This is a genomic window from Parasphingopyxis sp., assembly GCF_028279465.1.
Lineage (GTDB): Bacteria > Pseudomonadota > Alphaproteobacteria > Sphingomonadales > Sphingomonadaceae > Parasphingopyxis.
This window is the reverse complement of sequence record NZ_JANQNS010000014.1, coordinates 56,294-78,125: the sequence shown is the minus strand read 5'-3', so window position 1 is coordinate 78,125 and position 21,832 is coordinate 56,294. Positions and strand designations below refer to the sequence as shown.

Genomic DNA, 21,832 nt, shown 5'->3' with positions numbered 1-21,832 from the left:
CGCCGCCGCCAAAGAGCAGGAGCATCGGCGGAGCGGGCACTTCGGTGCCGCCTGTCGAACTGCTGCCTCCGCTCGAAGACGAGGAGGAGCTGCTGGACGAGCTGGAACTCGAAGAAGAGCTGCTGCTTGACGAGCCGCTGCTACCGAAGCTGCTGGAGCCGCCCGTCGCACCCGAAGATGTGGACGAAGACGAACCGCCCGAACTTGAAGAGCTGCTGCTCGACGATGAGGAACTGCTGGAGCTGCTTGAACCAGACGACCCCGAAGACCCGCTGGAACCAGACGAACCGCTCGAACCGGAAGAGCCACTCGATCCTGTGGAGCCACCGCCCGTGCTGCCGGTGCTGCCCGGATGGCCGCCGGTCGAGCCGGTGCTGCCATTCGATCCGCCGCCCGACGAGCTTGAGCTCGAGCTGGACGAACTGGAAGAGCTGCTCGAAGAACTCGAGCTGGACGAACTCGACGAACCCCCTGTCGAAGAGGTCGACGTGCTGCTGATCCCGCCGGTCGACGTGGTCGAGCTGATCCCGCCGGTGGAGGTCGAACTACCGCCAGTCGATGTGGAACTGCCGCCGGTCGAGGTTGAGCTGCCACCCGTTGAGGTGGAGCCGCTATTATCATTCTTGATAACGATATCGCCTTCGCGAACGAAGAACCCGCCGCCGCCGGACGAACCGCCGCCGCCGAAGAAACCGCCGCCGACAAAGCCGCCTCCGCCGATGAAGCCACCGCCGCCGATCAGGCCGACATCACCGCCGCCCCCAAAAGCCGGAATCTCGTTGATGATCGGCGCGGGCGGCGGAATATCAAACACCGCTGGAGCAGGAGCTGCGACCTGGTTCGTTACGCTGACGACCGTGGGCGCCGGCGCGCATGTCGTCGTCCGCGTGATCGTGCGCACCTGGCGCGCCTTGCGATGCACGCGCGGGCGGTTGCCAATGCTGCGCGCCGCCATGCGCGGCTGTTCGGTGCGGATTTCAGCCGGACCGCCTGCGGGCGCTTCGGCGACATGCACCGCCCCGCCGCCGACGATAGCCCCTCCGCATGCGCAGGCCGATAACTTTGCTAGAGCCATTCTGACAGACATTGGCTTTCTCTTTCCTGTTGTTCAGAACATCGGATCGACGCCGTTTCGCGGTCAAATTCCGGTGCTCAACACCGGCACAAGGCATCAACGAAAGATTAATCGCAATATCGTTAACCATGTTTACGATGGTTAATCAGGGATTTGCGCTGTCCCATTCCGAACATTCGCGGTTAATGACCCATTGAGGGACAGTTTTGACCGCCGCACGCTGTTGGATCGCCTCCATCGGCTGCGCGCCGTCTGTATCGCGGATGACGATCCAGTACGATTCCCGCCGAATCGCGCTTGTGTGCGCTGCGGCCTGTGAGTATAGGCCCGCGCGATGGCAGTGCGCCGGATCACCCATTGATTCGTCAGCGTTTTCGCGCCGCAATATCTGAGTTCGGTCTAGTGGTGGGGGAACGTCATATGGCAACAGCCGCGCGATCATCCGAAAAGCGCGATACCGGAGAGGGTGTTGCCGACGAAGCCGGCGAAGGCGCGCCATCTGGCACCGCCCTCGAACTCGATCACGATGCGCCGTTCATGGGAGACGCGCATCAGGTCTATTTCCGCGAAAAGCTTCTCGACTGGAAGGCGAGCATATTGCGCGATGTCGACGGGACGCGCGAACAGCTGCGCGAGGGGCCGATCCGCGAACCGGATGCCACGGACCGTGCATCAAGCGAGACGGATTGGTCCATCGAACTGCGCCGCCGGGACCGCCAACGGAAGCTTGTCGCCAAGATCGACGCGGCGCTGCGTCGCCTCGATGAAGGGGAATTCGGCTATTGCATCGTGACCGGGGAGCCGATTTCGCTTGCCCGATTGGATGCCCGGCCGATTGCAACCATGACGATCGAGGCGCAAGAGCGCCACGAGCGCAATGAGCGGATCACCCGCGACGAATAATCGCCAAGCTGTTTCGGCGCGCTAGTGCGTGACCAGCCGCTCCTTGATCTTCAGTTTCTGTTTTTTGAGTTCGGCGATCTTGATCTGGTCGGGTGAGGGGCGCTGCATTTCCGCTGCTATCTTTGCATCCAGGCCGGCATGCTTGGCTTCAAGGGCGGACTCACGAGCATTATCCATCACTCTCTCCTCAATTTGGAGAAACAAGCTACCTATTTCGATGGGTCTTGTCTGCCCCCAAAATCGCCAAGCGCGGCGGATCGTGGCCTTGCAACCGTAAGGCGTTGATGACATCGGATATTGTCATGGAAGAGGCGATATTGAGAGTGAAGCTGGCGGCGCTCAAGTCCGAGCATCGCGATCTTGACGGTGCGATCGAAGCCCTGCTCGAAGCGCCGGCCAAGGACCAGCTGCAGCTTGCCCGTCTGAAAAAACGTAAACTACGCCTGAAGGACGAGATCGCCGGGATCGAGGACCGGTTGCTGCCGGACATCATCGCCTGAACGCGAGTTTTTGAAAAGCAAAAGGGCCGGCCCGGCGATCCGGACCGACCCCATATTCGGACCTTAAGGCCGCTTAGGCGGCAGCGCGATCCTCATCGTTGTGCGCATCGATAGTCTTCGGGGCATTGTCGCCACCGATTGCAATCTTGCGCGGCTTCTTCTCTTCGGGAATTTCGCGCGCCAGCTCGATGTTGAGCAGGCCGTTCGCGTAGTTCGCACCCGTCACCTTGATGGTGTCGGCCAGCTCGAAGCGGCGTTCGAATGCGCGCGTGCCGATGCCACGATGCAGGAATTCGCGGGTCTCTTCCTCTTCGCGCTCGGCGACACGGCCGCTGATGATCAGCACATTTTCATGCACCGTCACGTCGAGCTCGTCTTCGGCAAAGCCAGCAACCGCCATCGAAATGCGGTAGGCGTCATCGCCGAGCTTCTCGATATTGTAAGGCGGATAGGCATTGCCTTCGCCGCGGGTCGCAGCATCCATAAGCCGGTTCAGATTCTCGAATCCGACCGAAGAGCGGAGGAGGGGGGTAAAATCAATAGTACGCATGGTCAAAAATCCTTTCAGTAAGCGATTTAAGAGTGTTGTGGGCCCGCGGATCGTCCGCGCGGCCTGTCTTAAGCTGTCCCGAAATCGGCGACGGCATCGACAGCAATGAGATGGGATTTCAGCGCCGCATTTCAAGAGGTCGAACGCCGCCCCGTAACGGGACATTGGCGGTTAACCAGCAACGCTCACCTTGTTTGGACTTTGCGTCGGGACGGGCCTGTGCCAAGGGGGCGGCAGAGGGAAATTATGTCGACAATTGTTGCGCAAGCTGGGCTTGCTCGAAAGCTGGTGGATTCGCTCTATGTCGAAGCGATGGTGCTGGCGGACGAGGCGCGCGCTTATTTCGAAGATCATGGCGTCGAGGCGCGGGACAAACTGCCGCCGTCCGTGCGCGTGGGTTATGCGGTCGAATCGCTCAAGGTCACCACGCGGATGATGCACGTCATCGCCTGGCTGTTGACTTGGCGCGGCGAGGCGAAGGGTGAGATTACGGCAGATGCGGCTCGCCATCCGGATCGCCGTCTCGGGCTGACCGGGAAGAGTGACCGCACGGTCGTCGATCAACTCCCCGAAGGCGCGCAGAAATTGATCGCGGCGAGCGAGGAACTCTACAAGCGCGTCAGCCGATTGGAGCAGGATCTTCTCAATCCGTCGGAAGCTCCGCAGCCCAGCCCCGCCCGCAGCCTGATCGGGCGGCTGGAGCGCGCTTTTTGATCGTCAGAATTTTTCCTTAGCGGAAAAATCGCGGCACCGGCCCGCACCCCCCTCCCGGCTTCCCAATAAGTTTACCCTGTGGGAGGCCGGGAGGGGGGTGCGGGCCGGTGCCGCGCCTGAGCAAAGCGAAGGTCTGACAAATCAGTAAAGCCGGTCGAGCAGGCTCTCCTTTGCCGCCCGATACTCAGCTTCAAGCCGGTCCACGCGATCGGCGATACTCTCCACCTTTTCGACCGCGCCGACGCCTTGGCCCGCACCCCAGATATCTTTCCAGGCCTTTTTCTCCTGGTTTCCGCCAGAACCGAAATTCATGGTCGAAATATCGCCGTCGGGCAGATTGTCGGGATCGAGACCAGCATTTTCGATCGACTGGCGCAGATAATTGCCTTTCACCCCCGTAAAGAGGTCTGAATAGACGATGTCGGCGGCGCGGCCTTCGACGACGCCCTGTTTGTAACCGTCCACCGCATTGGCTTCCTCGGTCGCGATGAAGGCCGAACCGATATAAGCGAGGTCGGCACCCATCGCCTGCGCACCGAGAATGGCCCCGCCCGTGGCCATCGATCCCGAAAGCAACAGCGGACCGTCGAACCATTCGCGGATTTCCGTCACCAGCGCGAAGGGCGAGATCGTGCCGGCATGGCCACCTGCGCCCGCCGCCACCGCGATGATCCCGTCCGCGCCTTTTTCGACGGCTTTGCGCGCGAAGCGGTCGTTGATGATATCGTGCAGCGTGATTCCGCCCCAATTATGGACAGCATCGTTGAGCTCGACCCTCGCGCCCAGCGACGTGATCGTGATCGGCACCTGCCACTTTTCGCAGGTCGCCAGATCGTCTTCGAGGCGGTTGTTCGATCTGTGCACGATCTGATTGACCGCGAAGGGCGCGGCCGGGCGCTCGGGATTGTCGCGATTGTGCGCGGCCAGCTCCTCGGTGATCTGGTGCAGCCACTCGTCGAGCATCGTCTGTGGCCGGGCATTCAGCGCCGGGAAAGAGCCGACAATCCCGGCCTTGCATTGCGCGATCACGAGTTCCGGACCCGAAATGATGAAAAGAGGCGCGCCGACCAGCGGCAGGCGCAGCGTATCGAAAAGCGGGCTGGGCAAAGTCATTTCGGTTTCCTAGCGAAACGGATTTTGCTGTCCACCCGATATTTGGGACAGGGCCGCGATTTGCGCTTTTGCCATCCGCGGCAAAGCGGCTAGGCCATTGCGATGCCGCAGCTCGCTGCCCTCTTCGCACTGACCGCTTTGCTCTACGCTTCGGTCGGGTTTGGGGGCGGCTCGACCTATAATGCGTTGCTCGTGCTCGACGGTACTGATTACCGGATACTCCCGGCGATCGCGCTGATCTGCAACATTATCGTGGTGGCAGGTGGAAGCTGGCGCTTTTGGCGAGCCGGGCACGTGCGCTTCTCCCGGATGCTGCCCTGGATGGTCCTGTCGGTTCCGGCGGCATGGCTTGGCGGACGGCTACCCGTATCCGAAACGCTGTTCGTCGGTCTGCTCGGCGGGTCGCTATTGCTCGCGGGCGCGCAACTGCTGCGCGATACCAAGCAGACGGAAAACGCAGAACAACGACATGTCGCAAGACCGGTCAGCTATGCGGCGGGCGGCGGCATCGGCTTTCTGTCCGGCATCGTCGGGATAGGCGGCGGGATATTCCTGGCGCCGTTGCTCTATCTCCTGCGTTGGGGCGGGCCGCGCGAGATCGCGGGGACCGCGAGCATCTTCATTCTTGTCAATTCGGTAGCGGGCCTTGCCGGGCAATTGACCAAGCTGGAAGCCGAATATGGAATCGCTAGCGCAACCGATTTGCTGAACGACTATTGGCTGCTCTTTCCCGCTGTGCTGATCGGCGGTCAGATCGGTTCGCGGCTCGGCAGCACGCGAATCCCGCCATTGTTGGTCAAGCGGCTTACGGCGGTGCTGATTCTCTATGTGGCCGCGCGCTTGTTGTGGCGCTGGTATGGCCTCATAAGCTGAAGCCGTCGCAAGGGGGATAATGCAGTGACAATGCCAGAGATTCGCGTCGCGGGAGACGATGATCGCACACGGGCAATTGACACTATGACACTCGGTTTCGCCAACGATCCACTTGTGCGCTGGATGTTGCCCGATGCGGTGTCTTATTTGCGCGTTTTTCCGGAAATCATCGATGCTTTCGGCGGCGGTGCGATCGCGGCGGGATCTGCCTATGTAGCGGACGAGGGCAATGCGGTTGCCTTGTGGTTGCCGCCTGGAGAAAGTCCCGACGATGAGCGGATGGAACAGTTGATGGGCGAGAATATAGCGCCCGACATGCTCGACGAGGTTGTTGCGGTGTTCGAGGAGATGGAGGCGTATCACCCGCATGACGAACCGTGCTGGTATCTACCGTTGATTGCGGCTGACCCTGCATGGTTGGGGCGCGGGCTCGGTGGCATGCTAATGAAACATGCGCTGCGCCGCGTCGATGAGGATGGGCTGCCCGCCTATCTGGAATCGTCCAATCCGCGCAATATTTCGCTTTACGAGCGCCACGGTTTCGCGGTGATGGGCGAGATACAGCGCGGAACATCGCCCGTCGTTACACCGATGCTGCGACCCGCGCGAAGCTAGGCTGCGCCCCCTATTCCGGCGCCTGATGGACGCGGCGGACGGCCTCGATCAGGAAGGCGGTGATAAGGCTGAACAGGATCAGCCCGTTGGCCGCGATGAAACCGGATAGAAGGCGCCACGGTTTATCCAGCAATACATCTCCGAAGCCGAGCGTCGTGAAGGATACGGCCGAGAAATAGAGCGCGCCCTCGGGTGTTTTGAACACGCCGATAAGCATGAAAGCAACCGCCCACAGCCAGACGGCGATGCTCAGCGCCGCGACCATCCACAACGTCATTGCGGTAATAAAGGCGACGAGCCGCAGCATCCGGTGGCCTTTCAGCAATCGATCGCCAATGCGGTGCCCGGCCGCAATCGCGACGCCGATAAACCCGGCGGTGACAAGAATAGTCAAAGTTATCAGGATCGAACCGATGGCAATCTGGGCGAACATCCGCGCTTTTTATGCGCTGCTCGCCGGTGGCACAATATCGCGTGCTATGCCGGAGCTGCGGAGAGGGGAGTGGTGGACGCACCAGGGCTCGAACCTGGGACCCGCTGATTAAGAGTCAGATAGCGCCTTCTATATCTTTTTGAAATGACTTGATTAAAAACAACCGACTTACACAGTGTGTAAAAAAGTGTGTAAGTTTCGACTCGATTTCTGGCTCAATCTGACCGGAAATAGCGCTCGATATGCGGTGGGCTGACTCTATTGTGAGTCCAAATGTCGCCAGACCACAACCGACCCTGCGAGAGGTCGTAGGGGGTCGTTAAGGGGTCGTTCCTAAGAACGACCCCCAGCCTGTTCGCTTTCCTACAGAAAACAAACAGGTTTCCCGAAATTGTTGCCGCCTCTCGCGAGGCGACCAAACGTCTTTCTCCTATTCGATACCATAGTCACCCCATGACTATGGTATCGAATTACGCCTTTACCGGCGGTGCACCGGCGAAAGCCGTTTGGTCGCCTCACTCGATTTGTCTTCCATATGACCGTTCGCCTGACGGCTCCGCTCCTCTGGGACAAAGCGGCGGGCAACAATTTCGGTATTTTGCGCTTGGCTAATCGCCGGTGCGCGAACCCCTCACTCAAGGTGAGGGATTCAGATCCCGCCGGAGGCGGCGCACGATGGCAAGCCATCGTGATGGACTTTGCGCAAAGGCAAAGGCCGAATTTGTCGGTTCGTCGCGATGTCCGATACTGGCCGACTTCGGATGGACGGCTTTCGGAAAAGAACAGTGAAGTATCAGACAGCCCATTCGAGCACACCGTCGTCGTTATGTAGCAGCATCAGGCCGGTCTCTTCAAATATCTCCATCGCGCGGATTAGCGCCATGCCGACATCCCAACCCTCCTGGGCTAAGACTGCCTGATTCGATGGCAGGACGACATTCATCCTGCGCAACATGCTGAGCGCAATCGCCGTTTCGAACAGCTGTCCATCGCGCCGATAGAGGCCGCGTAGGCGATCGGGCTGCAAAAGTGCGTCGGCAGCGGCGTCGCTTGCAGGATGCGACCAGCGACGTAGGAATGCGCGGCACTGGTCCCCCCATTCGGCATCGACCGCGGTATGGAAGCGCTCCAGAACCTCGCGCGCCGATGGCGGCGCATTCTCAAAATAATCGCGCAGATAGTTGCCGATGCCCTCAGCCTCACGCTCGATATAAGGTGCCGTGTTGATCGGATCGCATAGCCAGCGAGTTAAGCCCGGTTCCGGCTCTTCCCCTTCTGAACGCCACCTTATCGCAACCACCGTATTACCAACGCCGACGACCGTAGCGATCGTAGGCACATGCGGGAGCAGAACTAGCGAATACCAGCCAGGGTGGAGGTCCGGCGACTGTGGCAGGCCATGGTCGATGTTCGTGCCTATCACAGCAAGAAAATGCTCTTCGTCGTGTGGGTCAGGCCAGACCGTCACGCTGCTAGGGCCGATTTTGACGAGCACCGGTTCTGATAGGACCGTTGCAATAGAACGCCGCGCGAGCCAACCGCGCCGTAGATCGAGAAACTGTCGGCGGGACGCGGACAAGTTCGAGTCGTCGTGGAGTCGCGTCAACATGCGCGCAAGTCCGGCACGCGCGCTGTCGATGTCGGTCTGCGTTGCCCTGATCCCGGGAATGGCGAAATCGTGCCGAAAGCCAGGCGGCTTATCGCACCCATTGTTGAACGCAGCGATATCGGCCGAGAAATCGTCGTTGCGCAAAACTTCGAGCCGTTGGCGAAATCGCAGCAAAAGCTGAAGCAGAAGTTTGTTTAGCGGCTCTTGTGACGTGAGGATCGCGATGAGGCCGGGGTCCTCGAACAAGTAAGCTCTGAGGTAACCTAGGAAGAGGTCGGTGTCGTCCAACAGGTCACACTGAGCCAGGAGGTCGAAATAGATGCGTTTGACGACCAGATAACCTTCATAATATGTATCATCGAGCGGCGTGAACGAGCGCGACAGAAAACCCATTTTTCGCCGAAGCGATGTCCGTGCGAGCCGCATGTTGACCAGTCGCTCGGCCAGTACCTTTGCGTCAGCGGGATCATTGATGTTGAACATGGTCTGATCCGGCGCGAACATCAGGCTCGCCCATGTCATCGGTGTCGTGGCGATGCGCGAAGCGCCAGGGTTCATGTCATATTCTGCGAAGAGCGCGAGGCCCTCTGACAGGGGACGCAGAAAGCGCAGGATCGAATCCACGGTTGCCAGGCCGAAGAAGAGTTCGGACGCCTCCGCGTCGTCGATCGGACCTTCTTCGTCATGGAAGACATGCGCGAGCGCTTCGCCGCGGATGAGCGACAGAACGGTGCCGAGCGGCGAATGGAAACACCAATGGTGCGTGAGCTCGTGGAGGAAGCTCTGCGCGTGCTCCTGTGGCCAGGGTCCAACGATGAAACCCCTGATGTTGTGCCGCAAGTCGAGCCGCCGCGGCCGAATGAGGTTTGCGAGCGGATCAATGCTCGCGCGGGTCACTGGTCCTCAGCTGGCGCCAGCAGTTTAGCCAGATCCGACGCGGAGGTCCCGGTCATACCGGCGAGTTCGTTGAGTTCGGCTGCGCTCGGCGGCTTGGCCGCGCCGACCGAGATCTTGACCACCCGCCTAAATGTAGTTCCGTCGGGCAGCGTCACTTCTTGGACGTCGGAGGAGCGGAACCACTTCTTGCGTCTAGCCAGCCAGACCAATAACGGCGGCATCGCGACGGTGCCAATCGCGGCGATGATAGCAATCGTCCCAGGTTCGCCTAGCCGCTGATCATCGTCACCCAGCGTTTCGGCCGCGAAGTGATCCTCGCCCAGGCCCTCAACCAGTTCGAGAGCGTCAATCCTATCCAGACCTTCGACGATTAGCGCATATGAATTGTCTTCCATCACAAATCCCTCAGCATCAATGTCTGCCTAAATAGCAAGATTCTTGGCACAATCTAACCGGAATGTGCCAAGGCAGTGCAAATGGATCGCAATCCTGCATAAGCCAGCGGGCTTTGATATCCCCTCTTGGAAGCGCAATTGAACGACTGGGTAGAGCGCAAAGCGGACTTTGATGTATGGCCGAAAGCGGACATTCGGATTGGCCGCACGCGCAGACAGTCTCGATGTCCTGCCCGTGGCGGGAGAAGTCTCTAAGCGATTGATTGACATTGGAGCTCAATCACTTAGCTCAGATTTCGCAGCGAATCAGGGCACGCGATTATGAGATCAGATGCGGAACAAGATCAAATGGGGGTAGCCAAAATGACGACGGCGGAGCAGACTCAAGACGAACGATAACTGAAAAAGAGAGATGGCTGCCATGACATGGGAAAGAATCTATGCGCACGACGCAAGTGGAAACTCGACGTATGGCGAATTGTCCGACTTGAGGGACGCCGCGTTGAACGGAGCGGACCTCAAAGTGAGGCTATTTCACGGCGTACGCCAAACAATCACTGGTGACCGCGTATTAATCGACGAGAAGAGTGATCATGTTGGTCTGGCGACCAAATTGACTATCTACAATGTCACAAACGATGGCACGGTTGACTACCGCAACAACAAGTCAAAATTCAAATACTTCTTGATTGATAATCGAGCGGTCTTTTGCACGGACGGGACCGAGACAGTCTCCGTGTCGAGAAACTCAGAGAAAAAATTTAAACACATGACCTGGGTCAATCCCGCCGCTCTGGACTGGTTTGTGCGAAGATAGTCAATTTCGTCGCTCGGTGACGTCCAATTTATCCTACGTGTGTTCAATTTTGATAAATATATGAAATATGGAAGAAAAATGGTGGGCGCACCAAGGCTCGAACCTGGGACCCGCTGATTAAGAGTCAGATAGGGCCTGTTCCATCTATCTGAAATAAAGAGATTAAAATCATCCAACTTACACAGTGTGAAACAAAGTGTGTAAGTAAGGGGCAAGTTGACGGTCATTTTTGGACGGTGAATATCCACAGAAGACGATATGCAACCCGTCCAAGACTACCCGGCATAGAAGCCCAACGGTTATTACCGTAGGGGGTCTTGAAGAGGTCGTTCCTAGGAACGCCCCCCAGCCTGTTCGGTTTCCTACGGAAAACAAACAGGTTTTCCAGAATTGTTGCCGCCTCTCGCGAGGCGACCAAACGTCCGCCTAGCCTATTCAGTTCTTCCGTCACCCCATGACGGTAGCTGAATTGCGCTAGGGCAGGGCGCACCGGCGGCGGCCGTTTGGTCGCCTCGCTCGATTTGCCGGGCCATGATTTCCTTCGCCTGACGGCTCAGCGCTCATGGGGCAAAGCGGCAGGCAACAATTCTGGAGAGAGTTTTGCGGCACGGCTAATCGCCGGTGCGCGAACCCCTCATCATGGTGAGGGGTTCAGATACCGCCTATGGCGGTGCACGATGGCAGGCCATCGTGGCGGTCTTTGCCCGGCCGGGCAAAGGGAGGCTTCGATGCGCCACCATTGGTTATTCGTCGCCGAAAAGTTCAGTCGTTCGCTCCATTTTTTGCCCACGGTATTTGTCGAGATATTGTTGGGCATCGGGTGTTATCGTCCCTTGTTCCCAACAATCGTTCGCAAGTGTCACTACCTCTCTACGAACAGCCTCAATTTTCTCTTTTTCCTCGTCCGGCAGCGGCATATCTTGAAGCCGATCACGAGTAAGTGTCGCCATATCGGCCAAGCGAGGGTCGTTCGAAGGGTCGCTAGACCATTCGACGTTTTGAAATCTGTATCTTTGGGCAACGCCTCGAAGTCTTTGATACTCGTCGTCCGAGGGATCTATTGGTTTTCCAGCGTGATATTGGGACAGCGCCTCGTTGGCCAGAGCCTGGTGTTTGCGCATTCTCGAGGCGACAACGGAGTCAAACACATTGAAGAGGTCGAAGGCCAGAAGGGAAAGAAATGGCCCTTTCAATGCCGTAGCTTGATCGGCGTCGATCTCTAATCGTTCGAGCACTGCATCAAGATCGGCGATCATGTCCCGCTTAGATTCCCAACTCATACTGCCAAGCCTGTTCATCCAAGCCATATGCGCGAACTGGAATCTTGCGGAAGCGCGGAAGCTAAACTGGAGATCGTTAAACAACCGATCGAACTCCTCAATCCGGCGGTTGAAGCGCGCTTCCATTGAAAAGGCTTTGAAGCTTTCGAGAATCGGCAATTTTTCGAGAACGATTAACGCGAGACTTAACGCTGCCGCCACTGCCGCGGTCGCTGTTCGATCCAGCACAATTGAGTAGCAAGCCAGCCCAAACGCTCCGATGGCTCCAAGGCCGAACAGAAAAGAGAGCCAGCGCGATCCTCGTTTACTATCCCGTGACTGTGACACTTGGTGATAGTTCAGAGTTTGTGTCCCCTTTGTCAATCTTGGCGGAAACTGGGGAGGCGTTACGGTGACTAGGTTTGTTGCGGGCTAACTACCGGCGCTCAATTAGCTCGATTGCGCTATCGAATGTCGATACTGTCACAAAATGCAGACTTACTGGAACAGTCAATTTGACCGGCGAAGAGACGTTCTCTGCATGTATTTCGCAGGTCACAGCTCCTTCAGCATGTGGATCGTCACCATCAGCATACAGGACAAAATCGAAGAACTCAGGATCGATACCGTGTCGCCAGTTGTCGCATGTTAGCGCTACCGTGTCCTGCGGAGAAATTGGCTTAACGTCTTTCCAGTAAAATCCGTCCGGGTTATGAGGTTTTGGCATGTGTGGCAGCAGCGGCCCAATATGATCGGTGACTTGGTCGGCATAGAGTGCCCGATCAATTTGCCTGGCCACATCTTGGTGCGACAGCCCTGACAACAAGTTGTCAATCGCCTGTCGTGCGCCGCGCTCTTGAGATACCCAGCGACCGCTTGGCGCTGTCGGGGGCCGTGGTAGCCTGAGCGGCTTCTCGGATGCTGCTTCGTCGGTATCATCGCCCTCAGATTTGGGAAGACAACCGAATATCGGACCATTGAAATCAAACTGAATCAGACAACCTTTTGCTGGTCTGATGCCATGATTTTGCGCCTTAAACCCTATTGCAGGACGCTCAGTGCGACGATTTAGCTCACTATGAAGCCTTCGAAGGCTGATGCGAGTCTTATCGATCCACTCTGGATACTTCCGATCATTGTAATCCCGAACCTGTTTGGGGTCAGCCGGCTCAAATGTGAGAACGCTGAAGGGTGCGAAGGAAACCGGCAGTTCAGGTTTTGGGGTTGTTTCTGGCGAACCGTAATCTGTGACTCGCGGATGCAAAGTCTTTAGCCGTTCGATCAACTCTTCGATTTCAGTTTCACTCAGCTCTTCGTAGACTTCAATCGATGCTTCAAGCCCTTCAATAGTTTCGCCGTTTTTGTCGATTGCCACGAGTGAAAAATCTGGCTCTTGCCGTTGTAGTGTCTTCAGTTCGTCCCGAAGACGGATGTTTTCCCGCGCAACCGGATCGTTTTGCGGTGGCAGAAGCCAATGATCCGGAATGGCTTTGTACTCGATGTTCAGTGCTTTGGCGGTTGCCATTGGGCCACTGTCGTGTGTGAGCAAGACTACCGACTCTGTGGGATTCTGAGTCGCATACGCCGGCACACAACCAACAATCACGTCGTCGGGCACGGCTAGATCAAGACTGTCTACGATTTCTCCGACCGGCTTCAACAATGGAGCAAGAGACAGCGTTACACGCGGGGTTTCTTTTTGAATAACCAGCTCGTCTACATCGTCAGTAACCAGAGTTCGAAGTAACTGGACTGCCTTAAGAGCCTTTTTGAATGTCCGGCCATTTCGGTTCTTCTTGTGATTGTCGAGCTCGCGCTGAGCTGCCCGAGTTACAATAATCCGAACGTGATCAACGCCAAGCTCTGACCACGGCAACTCGTCCAGTGGTTGGCACTCCAAAAAGAGATTGGTGTCGGCGATGACAGCCAACGTGGTTTGGTCTGTTTCTTCGCTAGGCATTTTGGCAATCCGTTTCCGACCAATTCACTTCCGTCTCGTCATCAGACCAAATAGGATATGAAACTTCGATTGCCAGAACCATTGAGTAGACTGCAAAAATGGCACTAACTGAATTGGATGAGTCAGCAATGCCGCCAAGAATTGTTCACCTCTTGGGAGGTCTGCGAGCAGTGGATGACCGGCAGGGCAAAGTTTTCGTTCAAGCCGGGAGAGACTGCAAATTTTGCGAATTTCCTGTGCCAAACTACGCCAAGCTATACGCCGCGCTTCGCGCGCTAAAGCTTGAAACCGTCGGCGCCGAATTTGTGAACGACCACAGCTATCAAGGCCTCGATACACCGGATTGGCAGTGTGCCGCGCCGAGCGGTCAGTTTTCGATGCGCTTGGAACGACATGCTTGGGCTGATGTGCGACACGCAGCAATTCAAGACCGCAATCCCGAAATCGCAGACGGTGCGGCTCGAGCGAAGACCTATGTCGATCTTTTGGCAGTTAGAATCTTCCAGCTCAGCGGAGAATACAATGGGTGTCTGCGCGCATGGCATTTGGGAGCGGGTGACCCAAACGGAACCTTCTTCGAAAACGGCTTTGTTCGGAATATTGATGCTGCGATTCACGCTTTTGCAGCTGACGCAGCCTCCTTGAGAGACCTAATTGCTGAGTTGGTCTGGCGCGATGTGCAAGGGGAAGTCGAGGAAGTTAGAACGCTTGGAACTTTTTTGAAGCGAAATCGCGACAACCAAGATCCGTTGGTTTCGGAAATCGTTGCAGAAGGCCAAAATGGCGGCTGGATTAAGCAACTAACTGATCTCCGAAATCATATCACTCACGTTGCCCCAGTGGGTCGCGGTCACGCCCTTCACTTCTGTGAAGCTCGGAAACGAAATATTGGTGACATCCCAGACATACCCACTCTGCATTATCCGTTGTTGGGCGATGATGGTAGCATCTTGGAAATATTGGATTCGTCGATCGACTATGACGACGCTGGGGCGTTCAAGGCTGCGATTCGAGAATATCAGAATATCGTCTCCCAAAGTATCGACGCACTTCAATATGCGTGGGAAACTGTAGCGAGGCTCGTCGACCTATTGGGCGATGTTCGGCAACGCGCGGGCTATCGCACGGAGACGCCGCACCTGACCGAAGACGATATCGTCAACGTGGAACAGCTGTAGGTTTGTGTTTCTCTATCAAGAGTCGGTCTTGAAGAGCGACCCGTAGTCCGAAACTTTATCAAGATAACCTGAAACACTCGCCAACGGGCGCGAGCTAATCGGCGCTCTGCGGGACGCAGGGGCGAGGTCTTGTTTCGGTTTGGGCCATATCCTAGAGGCTGACATGGCATGAGCCGGGCACTGCAAAAGCCGATAGTCGCGGGTAACATCCGGCTAACCGAGCGTGATAAACTCTGGATCAGAGCCGTGCACCGCTTCCGCTTCATCACTACCGACCAGGCACAATTGCTGTGCGGTTCTAAGAGCCGTGACAAGATCAATAAACGGCTGCGCCAACTTATGGCACACGACTATCTTGACCGGCCCGCTATACAGCGGGCGGCCTTCGGCTACGCCAAGAAACGACATACCGTCCATGCGCTGGGTCAGCGCGGGGCGAAGTGGTTGGCTGAGCATGACGGTGCAGAGTTTCCCAAAGGGAAGGGGTGGCGCACCGCTAATAACCTCAAGAGTGCTGAGCGCTTGGTGCACCAGATCGGCGTCGTCGATACGGTACTCCACTTTGAGCGGGCGATTAGTGAGCGCGCCGAACTCGATCTAACGCACCAAGACGAATTGCTGGCGTCGCGCGATTGGCCGGCTGAACTCAAGCCGTATCGGTTGCCAACAAGGGTTAAGCAGCAAGGCCGCGTGATCGATCGGGCGACCGACCCTGACTACACCTTTGTTATTGGCCGCACCGTATCCGGTCGGCGGCAACAAAGCCTGTGCTTTCTTGAATGGGATAACAGTAGCGAGGACTTCATCAAGGCTAATCGTCTGGCCTCGTCTATAGCTCAAAAGCACCGCTGCTATGCCGACGCCTTTAAGCGCAAGCTACACTCTGAACTGTATGGCTTCAGATATTTCCGGGTGCTGTTTGTGGTCAACGGCGCGGGCGGTCGGGTCGCAAAAATGCGGGAGGTTTGCGACCGGGTCGTATCGGACGCGCCTAAGGGCGTGTTCTGGTACACGACAACAGCCGAGCTTGAGGCGAATGGGCCGCTGGCAGATATTTGGGTTACGGGCGACGGGAAACGCCGATCATTAGTGTAACCTACGGGAAGCAATAAGCCGGTTCGGCGCTCAGGATAAATGACGATTCCAACGACTCGTCACGCCAATGGAACGCTTCACGCCAAAAAACAAAGCCGCGTTTTCTAAACGCGGCCCAAACACATTATAATAAATGGTCCCCCAGAACAAATCCTAACCGGTCAAATTCTGAGGGACCGACTAGGCAAACTGTTTGGCACAGTTCTAGTACTATAGATAGACTATTACGGAAGGGAATTTGTGTCAAGAAAGTAGCCTCCGTCGGTTGTCATTGAATGCTAACCGAGAAAGGAGGCCCAGCATGGGCACGAAGAGTAGAGTTGATGATAATCACTATCGCGTGACGAATGACAGCGGAACGACGAGCTGGCTGTATGAAGAAACCGGCAGCATTGTTCCCTCGTCAAAATGCGTCGAGGTAGCTGATCATCACGATGACGGCACAACAACTGCCTACGAATATGATTCTTCCGTTTCGTCAAATCTGTTTGACGGAAACCGTGGAAGCAAGAAGTAAGCCGCTTTTTGATGCGGCGATTGGACGGCCTCGGGGGTGTAAACTCGGGGCCGTTCAATGTTTGGTCTTGGGCGCAGGATAGGCTTCGCTCGCTCACGGGGGCCTGCCTGATCCTATATAGAAATAAACGCCGATTCAGGGATGCGGTGGGTTGTTGCGCTGCTCAGAGAATCTGTGATGTGCTGATTGACGATATTTCTCCCGCTCAGCCTGAGTCATTCGAGCTTGCGACATCTGACACAGCATATCTGATGTTAGTTCAATCCCCGCATTTCTGGCGATGACGTTAAGCGCCGTCTGAGCGCTGGTCCCCCGAATATACCGTGCATGGTGATCGCTATACGCGTTCTCCATCGGGTCTTGCACTACGCGCCAGAATTCATCGTAAGCGGAGCGATCCGATACGCCGCTCATCGTGAACAGCCACGCCAAAATAAATCGCAGTCCGGCGGAAGGCGAGACTGGTTTTTGGCGGCTTTGTTCCACAATCTCAGTCAAAGCGACGAGCGCCTTGAATGTGAGCTGTTGCTTCGATAGACCCATCATGACTAAAAGAACACAACAGGAACAAAATTGGAAGAGTTGTTTGCGGCTGCAAGAGTGTTGTCCGGACGCGGGCTTGCTCTCTCCCTGCCATGCAAAAAGAAGTGTACGGTGATAAAATCTAATCAATGGAAAATGAAACCATGAACCGCTGGCAAGAACAACTCACAAATCACCAAATCCATGAAACCCTGCGCGAAGCAAAAGAGCTTCTGGAAGCAAAACACAAAGATGTGACGGCAGAAACCGAGCGCGAGAAGCTGAGATTCTTGAAAATCTTGGAGAAGATCGAAGCCGCGATTTCTCAGATTGATCCCGACACCTTTCCGTTTAGCTTCCTCGACGGAATCAACAACGGAATTCGACACCAAAATGTTTGGAACGAACTCGAATCGTACGCCAGCAACGGGAACGGTGCCCACCTAACCAATGCGAACAATCATATGGCGTCCCACCTGCCGACACTCGCGCAGCTTGAAGGTTTGGTTTTGCCACCTGACGTCAAGAAGCTCACAAAATCGGTCGAACGTTCGGTCGATTCGTTTATTGAGAGTCTAGCTGAGCGCAAAGAGGAGCTTGCAGGCGATCTAGGCAAACTCGCCAAGGCGAAAACGTCTTTTGAATCCGACCTTGAAGCATTGACGCAGCAAATCCGCGACAAGCGAGAAGAGAACGATCAGATTGTTTCTGATTTTTCGAGACAGTTCCAAGAGAGTGAGACCGAACGGGATAGCGCCTACGAGGAGTGGCGAAAAGCGCACGAAGAAGACGCGCGAACCCAGGTCAGAGAACTCATTGAAACACAATCGACCGCGCTTGCGAGCAAGCAAAAATCGTTTTCGACCGAATCGCAACGGTTGCTCGATGAAGCCAAGCAAAAGCACAAGGAAATTTTGGAGCTGCACGAAATTGTAGCGAGCGATAGTGTTTCGGCGGGCTACATGAAGAATGCGAAGGACGAAAAAGTTCAAGCAAACTTTTGGCGCTGGGCTTCAATCCTCTTCATCGTTGCTACTGCTGGTTGGACAATCTTCGCCTATCTGACGGTGGCCGATTCCACCGATAGCTCGAATTTGAGTTACTGGGGACAGGCGCTCAAAGCGCTTTCGGTAGCTGCTGTTTTGCTGTTCGGTGCCGTCTATGCGTCCAAGCAATCAAATCTGCATCGTATTAGCGAGCAGCGAACGAGGTGGTTGGCACTGGAGGTCAAAGCTATTGACCCATTCATTGCGTCATTGTCGCCGGAAGAACAAACGGAACTTAAGAAGAGGCTGAGCGAAAAGCTGTTTGGCCAGCGCGGTGAATTGGAGGGCAGTGACGAAAACACGGTCAACGAACACGTTCTCGAAACAGTGCTCAAAAGCGCGACGGATATTGTGAAGGCCAGTCGATCTTAGGGGGCAATCAGATTTTGAAGCGTTTCGATATTCGATCTTATGTATTCTCGGCGATCTATATGTTCTGAAAGTCGAGACATGGGGAATTTGGCCGGCCCCGTTCACGTGCGGAAACGGGATTGGTGGCTTTGGCAATACTGTCTGTTCGTGTACCATTTCAGTCATGGCAAAAAGACCAGAAATAGTAACGAGCGAGAAGACCGGTCAGGTCGTCCAGCAAATCTACGCTGATCAAAGAAAGATAATTTATCGGCTGCACGTCCCTGACGAACCGACGGGTCGGACTGAGCAACATGAATTGGCTTCGGTGATCTACTTTCATGGGTTCGACAAATTGCCGAGCGGTTTTTACCGAGACGGCTACGGCTTCACCACTGGATATGCCGTTCTAAAGGCCCTGCACGAGAAATATGGAAAGAAGCTGGAACTGCATTTTGATAAGATCAAAAAAAGCGGTGTCCAGAAGCTCAAAACGAAAACTAAAGTCACGATCAATTTCAACCAGTTCGACACTCTGCAAAAGACGATTCGACGTATACGGAAGGAGCGGAACGATGAGATCGGCGACAACACCAATGCCTTCCTCAAATCGCAATTCCCCAACACATTCCGGTCGCTCAAAACAACGACAGAGCTGGTTCCGGAATACCAGGGCGATCAATTGGCCGAGATTCTTCGCGACCCGAAAGTGCTAAAATCACTGTCGAAATCCGATGTCGAAGCGCTGGCCGAGTTCTATCCCAAGTTTGTCAAAAAGGAATCTACCGGCGTTCGCACGATTGCGCTGCTCGATATGGCTGGGAAGACCAAGAGCCGAACGGAACGGGTTTATCTCTCAAAGGTGCTCAAAGAGTTTGAGAACAAGATCGGACGCGCCAACCTTTCGGAGAATGATTGGCAGAAATTTCTCCGCACATACATTCTGCTGTTCAATACCAATTATGTGAAGTCGATTGAAAAGCTAAGCGTGTCGTTAGGTGGGAAATATCCAGATTTCCTGCTGCTAAACACGTTCGGCTACCTTGATATATTCGAGATAAAGAAGCCTACGACCCAACTGCTCCGTTATGATAAGAGCCGTGACAACTATTTCTGGGATCCGGAGATTGCGAAAGCGATCTCGCAGACGGAAAATTATATTAACAGCTTGCAACAAAATGCGGACGCGTTCTGCAACGAGATGCGCAAACGACACAATCTTGAGATCAAGGTTGTTCGCCCGCGAGGGTTCATAATTGCTGGTCGAAGCGAGCAACTGACCGACGAGAAGATGAGAGATGATTTTCGACTGCTTGGCGACGCTCTCAAAAATATCGATCTCATTCTTTACGACGAGTTCCTTGAACGGTTGAAAAATCTCGAAGGACGGCTTGCTGAAGGCGAGAAGTAAGGCCTTTCCGCTACGCCTCGATCAGAGATCGAAGCGCAGCGATACTCAATCGCATCTGCTCTCGGCCATGGAGATGTTCTGAAAGCCAAGACATGGGGGAGCCCATGGCAGATATTCGATCTGCAAACGGTTCAAATCCCTTTTGAACCTTATATTCAAGCCCATTTTCCGAGAGATAGAGTTCTGAAAAGATAATCTGAATGATCTCCTCTTTTTTGTACGGATCAGCAAAATCGTAATAGCCCACAACGCCTTTTAGGAGTTCTGAAAGGGTGGTTACGTCTTTCATCATATCCCGCATGGCTCGTTCGGAAATGGTCTCCTTTTCCAATAAGTCATCATACTTCCGTTCCAGCTCTTTCTGCTGCTCGACAATTTCCTCAGCTGAGTAGGCCCCGGATTTTATCAGACTGAGTTTGTTGGAGCGCAGGAACGCCAGTTCTTCGCGGAGTTGTTTTTTGCGGCCCTCGAAGCTTCGAATTTCACCGTCACGCCTTTTTTCCAACAATGCGATTTCGGTTCCAATTTGCGCTTCGATTGCGGACAATTCTTCGTCCGAGAATTGCAGCCCTTCGATCCGCTTGCGAATTTCGTCGGTAATCTGTGTCAGGCTGTAGCTTTTGACCGGATTGGTGCAGCCAGGAACGCAGCGCGAATAGAAATACAAAATGCCCTTTTTGGTATATGGCGTGTACACTCGATTGCATGAGGTGCAGCGCACTTTGCCGCGCAGCGGGTGGTTTATCAGTTTCTCGTAGTGAATGCTGACGGTACGTTTCCCGAGCAGTTCTTGCACACGGGCGAAAGTCTCATCATCGACAAGCGGATCGTGGCAGTTGCTCATGATCCAGTTTCGTTCCGGATCGAGTACGCGACCCGTGTAAAACGGATTGCGAAGAATGTGACTGACATAGTTGGTTCTGATCGGCTTGGTCTTTTTCGGTAGCCTGATCTCCTCTTGCGCCAGCATCTGTTCTTTTGTGCGCGGAGTACGGAGCGGCGGTATTGTCAGCCCCTTGTCATTGGCGATCCGCGCGAGATCAGACAGGCTGTAGGTGCCGGTGGCGTACAGCTCGAATAGTTCCTTGATGATCGGCCCTCGTTCGGGGTCGATTGGCTTGTGCTCCATTGTTCCAGGGTTGAGATATCCAACTGGAGCGCGATGTGTCCAAAGGCCATTTTTCCGGTTGCGGTGGATCGCAATTTTGACTTTCTCGCTCGTAATACGGGAGTGTGAGCGAGCGTACATGCCGTCAATATCCATGTGCAGATCGCCTGCGCTGCTGTTGTCATATGTGGCGAGCGCAAACCGAATATCGACGCGATTACGTTTTAGTTTTTTGAGGACAGTATCGTCACCGTCATTCCGACTGGCGCGATCCCAACACAGAAAAACGATACCCTTGAAGTAGCCAGCAGAAAGGAACTGCGCTGCCTGCAAAAATTTTGGGCGGTCGATGTGGTATTGCACCTTTCCGTCTTTGGAGAAGGAAATCTCGCCGTCCTCCTTGAAGCCGGAATGGCGCTCGTTGATAATGCCATTCTCGCAAAAGCCTTCAAGCGTTACGTCGGCAATGGGTAGGTTCTCTTTCGCCATGAACTGCCCATTGATTTCATCCTGATATTCAATGGAATTTACTTGGCTGTCTGCCTCGTCAGAACTCTTCCGTTGGTACTTGAGGTAGCAATCCTGATACTTGCCACGCCTAATTTCGCGAAGCACTTGCTCCGCTGTCTTTTTTCGATTCTTCATTTTTATCGGTGAGCTTAACGGGCTTGCCGTCGATCACGGCGTAGCCCGCTCGTTTCATTTCTAAATGGATCGTTCGCAGCACGAGACCGAGCTGTTCCAGTGCTTCAAGTGTCTCTTTGGGAAAGGGGGCCCGAGCTGATTTTTGAAGCGATCTACGTTTGTGTTTCATAGTAACATGCTTTGGTTAGAGATCATGAGCAGCGCTCGCGAGAAGTTCTAATGTCTTCGAGATTGAGCCTGTACCGA

23 protein-coding genes are annotated in these 21,832 nt (G+C 55.1%); 12 read left to right on the top strand and 11 right to left on the bottom strand.

What is annotated here, in order from left to right; genetic code table 11:
• Positions 1 to 44: 44 nt before the first annotated feature.
• Both Q0974_RS08455 and dksA read left to right on the top strand, forming a co-directional pair.
• Entirely contained in the window at positions 45 to 1,220 is a 1,176-nt protein-coding gene (locus Q0974_RS08455; protein ID WP_299326449.1) for a hypothetical protein, read from the top strand.
• Positions 1,221 to 1,495: 275 nt separating this feature from the next.
• On the top strand, positions 1,496 to 1,978 hold the full coding sequence (dksA, locus tag Q0974_RS08450; protein ID WP_299326446.1) for an RNA polymerase-binding protein DksA: 483 nt from the start codon (positions 1,496 to 1,498) through the stop codon (positions 1,976 to 1,978).
• A 21-nt stretch (positions 1,979 to 1,999) separates the two neighbouring features.
• Here dksA and Q0974_RS08445 read toward each other — a convergent pair whose 3' ends face one another.
• Complete coding sequence (locus tag Q0974_RS08445) at positions 2,000 to 2,155, bottom strand: YdcH family protein (protein WP_299326443.1); 156 nt, start codon at positions 2,153 to 2,155, stop codon at positions 2,000 to 2,002.
• Positions 2,156 to 2,280: 125 nt separating this feature from the next.
• On the opposite strand from Q0974_RS08445, the gene Q0974_RS08440 reads away from it, so the two are divergent.
• Complete coding sequence (locus Q0974_RS08440) at positions 2,281 to 2,478, top strand: DUF465 domain-containing protein (protein WP_299326859.1); 198 nt, start codon at positions 2,281 to 2,283, stop codon at positions 2,476 to 2,478.
• 73 nt (positions 2,479 to 2,551) lie between these two features.
• Here the strand turns inward: Q0974_RS08440 and Q0974_RS08435 are convergent, their stop codons facing one another.
• Positions 2,552 to 3,028, bottom strand: coding sequence for an Hsp20 family protein (locus Q0974_RS08435; protein WP_299326440.1), 477 nt, complete (start codon positions 3,026 to 3,028; stop codon positions 2,552 to 2,554).
• Positions 3,029 to 3,274: 246 nt separating this feature from the next.
• Between Q0974_RS08435 and Q0974_RS08430 the strand changes: the two genes are divergently transcribed.
• Entirely contained in the window at positions 3,275 to 3,742 is a 468-nt protein-coding gene (locus Q0974_RS08430; RefSeq protein WP_299326438.1) for a DUF1465 family protein, read from the top strand.
• A 141-nt stretch (positions 3,743 to 3,883) separates the two neighbouring features.
• Here the strand turns inward: Q0974_RS08430 and Q0974_RS08425 are convergent, their stop codons facing one another.
• A complete protein-coding gene (locus Q0974_RS08425) occupies positions 3,884 to 4,855 on the bottom strand; it encodes a nitronate monooxygenase family protein (RefSeq protein WP_299326435.1) in 972 nt (323 codons plus the stop codon).
• A 102-nt stretch (positions 4,856 to 4,957) separates the two neighbouring features.
• On the opposite strand from Q0974_RS08425, the gene Q0974_RS08420 reads away from it, so the two are divergent.
• Together Q0974_RS08420 and Q0974_RS08415 are read left to right on the top strand one after the other, a co-directional pair.
• Positions 4,958 to 5,728 carry a sulfite exporter TauE/SafE family protein gene (locus tag Q0974_RS08420; protein ID WP_299326432.1) on the top strand — a complete coding sequence of 257 codons (771 nt, stop codon included), beginning with the start codon at positions 4,958 to 4,960 and terminating at the stop codon, positions 5,726 to 5,728.
• 84 nt (positions 5,729 to 5,812) lie between these two features.
• Entirely contained in the window at positions 5,813 to 6,343 is a 531-nt protein-coding gene (locus tag Q0974_RS08415) for a GNAT family N-acetyltransferase (RefSeq protein ID WP_299326429.1), read from the top strand.
• Positions 6,344 to 6,353: 10 nt separating this feature from the next.
• On the opposite strand, the gene Q0974_RS08410 is transcribed toward Q0974_RS08415, so the two are convergent.
• The 3 genes from Q0974_RS08410 to Q0974_RS08400 all read right to left on the bottom strand — a co-directional run bounded on the left by Q0974_RS08410 (position 6,354) and on the right by Q0974_RS08400 (position 9,677).
• Positions 6,354 to 6,776, bottom strand: a complete 423-nt coding sequence (locus Q0974_RS08410; RefSeq protein ID WP_299326426.1) for an ion channel — start codon at positions 6,774 to 6,776, stop codon at positions 6,354 to 6,356.
• Between the two features lie 793 nt (positions 6,777 to 7,569).
• On the bottom strand, positions 7,570 to 8,889 hold the full coding sequence (locus tag Q0974_RS08405) for a hypothetical protein (RefSeq protein ID WP_299326423.1): 1,320 nt from the start codon (positions 8,887 to 8,889) through the stop codon (positions 7,570 to 7,572).
• 389 nt (positions 8,890 to 9,278) lie between these two features.
• Positions 9,279 to 9,677 (bottom strand): hypothetical protein, encoded by a 399-nt coding sequence (locus Q0974_RS08400; protein WP_299326420.1) that lies wholly within the window; start codon positions 9,675 to 9,677, stop codon positions 9,279 to 9,281.
• 412 nt (positions 9,678 to 10,089) lie between these two features.
• On the opposite strand from Q0974_RS08400, the gene Q0974_RS08395 reads away from it, so the two are divergent.
• Positions 10,090 to 10,494, top strand: coding sequence for a hypothetical protein (locus Q0974_RS08395; RefSeq protein WP_299326418.1), 405 nt, complete (start codon positions 10,090 to 10,092; stop codon positions 10,492 to 10,494).
• A gap of 743 nt (positions 10,495 to 11,237) precedes the next feature.
• Here Q0974_RS08395 and Q0974_RS08390 read toward each other — a convergent pair.
• Positions 11,238 to 12,101, bottom strand: a complete 864-nt coding sequence (locus tag Q0974_RS08390) for a hypothetical protein (RefSeq protein WP_299326415.1) — start codon at positions 12,099 to 12,101, stop codon at positions 11,238 to 11,240.
• 88 nt (positions 12,102 to 12,189) lie between these two features.
• Positions 12,190 to 13,713, bottom strand: coding sequence for a PIN domain-containing protein (locus Q0974_RS08385; protein WP_299326413.1), 1,524 nt, complete (start codon positions 13,711 to 13,713; stop codon positions 12,190 to 12,192).
• Between the two features lie 98 nt (positions 13,714 to 13,811).
• Between Q0974_RS08385 and Q0974_RS08380 the strand changes: the two genes are divergently transcribed.
• From Q0974_RS08380 to Q0974_RS08370, 3 genes are all read left to right on the top strand, one after another.
• Entirely contained in the window at positions 13,812 to 14,891 is a 1,080-nt protein-coding gene (locus tag Q0974_RS08380; protein WP_299326410.1) for a hypothetical protein, read from the top strand.
• Positions 14,892 to 15,059: 168 nt separating this feature from the next.
• Positions 15,060 to 15,986 (top strand): replication-relaxation family protein, encoded by a 927-nt coding sequence (locus Q0974_RS08375; RefSeq protein WP_299326408.1) that lies wholly within the window; start codon positions 15,060 to 15,062, stop codon positions 15,984 to 15,986.
• A 301-nt stretch (positions 15,987 to 16,287) separates the two neighbouring features.
• Positions 16,288 to 16,503 carry a hypothetical protein gene (locus tag Q0974_RS08370; protein ID WP_299326406.1) on the top strand — a complete coding sequence of 72 codons (216 nt, stop codon included), beginning with the start codon at positions 16,288 to 16,290 and terminating at the stop codon, positions 16,501 to 16,503.
• 135 nt (positions 16,504 to 16,638) lie between these two features.
• Here Q0974_RS08370 and Q0974_RS08365 read toward each other — a convergent pair whose 3' ends face one another.
• The gene (locus Q0974_RS08365) at positions 16,639 to 17,049 is read right to left on the bottom strand and encodes a hypothetical protein (protein WP_299326403.1); all 411 of its coding nucleotides are present in this window, start codon (positions 17,047 to 17,049) and stop codon (positions 16,639 to 16,641) included.
• A 125-nt stretch (positions 17,050 to 17,174) separates the two neighbouring features.
• Here Q0974_RS08365 and Q0974_RS08360 point away from each other — a divergent pair, with 125 nt between their 5' ends.
• Together Q0974_RS08360 and Q0974_RS08355 are read left to right on the top strand one after the other, a co-directional pair.
• Entirely contained in the window at positions 17,175 to 18,443 is a 1,269-nt protein-coding gene (locus Q0974_RS08360; RefSeq protein WP_299326400.1) for a hypothetical protein, read from the top strand.
• 163 nt (positions 18,444 to 18,606) lie between these two features.
• The gene (locus Q0974_RS08355; RefSeq protein ID WP_299326397.1) at positions 18,607 to 19,833 is read left to right on the top strand and encodes a Shedu immune nuclease family protein; all 1,227 of its coding nucleotides are present in this window, start codon (positions 18,607 to 18,609) and stop codon (positions 19,831 to 19,833) included.
• A 10-nt stretch (positions 19,834 to 19,843) separates the two neighbouring features.
• Here Q0974_RS08355 and Q0974_RS08350 read toward each other — a convergent pair whose 3' ends face one another.
• Positions 19,844 to 21,586 (bottom strand): recombinase family protein, encoded by a 1,743-nt coding sequence (locus tag Q0974_RS08350; protein ID WP_299326394.1) that lies wholly within the window; start codon positions 21,584 to 21,586, stop codon positions 19,844 to 19,846.
• A complete protein-coding gene (locus Q0974_RS08345; protein WP_299326391.1) occupies positions 21,540 to 21,755 on the bottom strand; it encodes a hypothetical protein in 216 nt (71 codons plus the stop codon). Before Q0974_RS08345 ends, Q0974_RS08350 begins: the two co-directional genes overlap by 47 nt.
• Positions 21,756 to 21,832 lie beyond the last annotated feature (77 nt).